This window comes from Moraxella sp., from assembly GCF_024227015.1.
Taxonomy (GTDB): domain Bacteria; phylum Pseudomonadota; class Gammaproteobacteria; order Pseudomonadales; family Moraxellaceae; genus Moraxella.
In genome coordinates this window covers 1-1,573 of record NZ_JAAELD010000265.1, presented here as the reverse complement: position 1 = coordinate 1,573, position 1,573 = coordinate 1, and the positions used below count along the sequence as shown (strand labels likewise).

At 48.5% G+C, this 1,573-nt stretch carries 1 protein-coding gene; it reads left to right on the top strand.

Features of this window, described 5'->3' with window-relative positions; all coding sequences use genetic code 11:
- Nucleotides 1-1,520, top strand: a 1,520-nt coding sequence (locus GY683_RS06165; protein ID WP_297287909.1) for an acetyl-CoA hydrolase/transferase family protein, incomplete at its 5' end; no start/stop codon positions are given.
- Nucleotides 1,521-1,573 lie beyond the last annotated feature (53 nt).

Genomic DNA, 1,573 nt, shown 5'->3' with positions numbered 1-1,573 from the left:
CTGTTGAACGTATCAAACACGCAGGTTTGCGTGATAAAGTGATGAGCGCTGATCAAGCCGCCGAGTTTGTCCATGATAATATGCTGGTTGGTATCAGTGGCTTTACGGGTGCAGGCTATCCTAAAGCCCTACCTACCGCCATTGCTGAGCGTGCCAAAAAATTCCACGCAGACGGCAAGTCCTTTGGTATTCGTATGGTGACAGGTGCTTCTACCGCCCCTGAGTGTGATGGCGTACTTGCCGAAGCTGGCGCGGTGAAGTTCCGCAGCCCATTCCAGTCTGACCCGGGGATTCGTAACAGCATTAACGCAGGTGACATCGCTTATCAAGACATGCACCTATCGCACGTAGAACAGCAGATTCGCCAAGGCTTTTATGGCGATATGGAAGTTGCTATCATCGAAGCGTCAGGCATCACTGAAGACGGCAAAATCATCGGCTCAATGGGTATCGGTCATAATAACGAAATCCTAAAAGCCGCCAAAAAAGTCATCATCGAAATTAACGCCAAACAAAACCCACTGCTTGACGGTATGCATGACATCTACCAAGACATCGGCACACCGCCAAACCGCAAGCCGATTCCGCTTGTTGGTCCTTTTGATCGCATTGGTACGCCTTATCTTGAGTGTGACCTTGATAAGGTTGTGGCGATTGTACTGACAGACGCTTTTGATCGCAACTCTAAGTTTGCCGAGCCTGATGACACCTCAAAGCGTATCGCCGCACAAATCATTGATTTTCTAGATCATGAAGTCAAAGCAGGTCGCTTGCCTAAGAACCTACTACCACTTCAATCAGGCGTGGGTAACGTGGCTAATGCGGTGTTGGCTGGACTGCTAGACGCTCCCTTTGAAAACCTAACAGGCTATACCGAAGTGCTACAAGACGGTATGCTTGACCTAATCATCGCAGGTAAGATGAAGTCAGCGTCAGCCACCGCCTTGTCATTTAGTCCAGATGCATTAGAGCGTTTTAATGACAATATTGAATTCCTTCGTGATAAGATTGTCCTACGCCCCATGGAAATCACCAACAACCCCGAGCTGATTCGTCGCCTTGGCATCATCGGCATGAACGCCATGATCGAAGCGGACATTTATGGTAACGTCAACTCTACGCACATCATGGGCACTAAGATGATGAACGGCATCGGTGGCTCTGGTGACTTTACACGTAATGGCTTCTTCTCTATCTTTGTCAGCCCATCCACTGCCAAAAATGGGGCAATTTCTGCCATCGTACCTATGGTATCACACCACGACCACACCGAGCATGACGTGATGTTTATCGTCACCGAGCAAGGCATGGCTGATCTGCGTGGTAAGTCACCTAAAGAGCGTGCCAAGCTGATCATCGATAACTGTTCACACCCTGATTATCGTGATATGCTGCGTGATTATTATGCCCGTGCAGAAGCGGCAAGCCAAAAATCAGGCGTACACACCCCGCATCTACTGCTAGAAGCGCTATCATGGCATCAGCGTTTTATCGAAACAGGCGATATGCGCATCAAATAATTTGCTGCAAATGTCAAAAATACCGCTTCCATTGGGGGTGGTATTTTTTTGAT